The sequence below is a fragment of the Bradyrhizobium sp. Leo78 genome (assembly GCF_059512425.1).
This window is the reverse complement of record NZ_JCAMOT010000313.1, coordinates 1-350: the sequence shown is the minus strand read 5'-3', so window position 1 is coordinate 350 and position 350 is coordinate 1. Positions and strand designations below refer to the sequence as shown.

Genomic DNA, 350 nt, shown 5'->3' with positions numbered 1-350 from the left:
CGGCCTTCACCTCCGAAGGCGGTGTGACCGCATTGTTCGGCCGCTCCGGCTCCGGCAAGACCTCACTGATCCGCATCATTGCCGGTCTCGCCCGGCCGGATGAGGGCCGCGTCGCACTTGACGGCGAAACCTTGACCGAAACCGCAGCTGGGATCTTCGTCCCGAAACACCGTCGCCGTTTCGGTTATGTCTTCCAGGAGGCACGGCTGTTCCCGCATTTGAGCGTTCGCGCCAATCTTACCTACGGGCGCTGGTTCGCACCGAGGGCGGCACGCGGCGAGAGTTTCGATCATATCATCGACCTGCTCGGCATCGAGACGCTGTTGGAACGCAGCCCGACAAAACTTTCC

At 62.6% G+C, this 350-nt stretch carries 1 protein-coding gene; it reads left to right on the top strand.

Annotation, left to right across the window (positions count from 1 at the left end):
- Positions 1-350 (top strand): ATP-binding cassette domain-containing protein (locus AC5ZG1_RS44850; protein ID WP_496136632.1); only part of this gene is annotated, 350 nt, incomplete at both ends.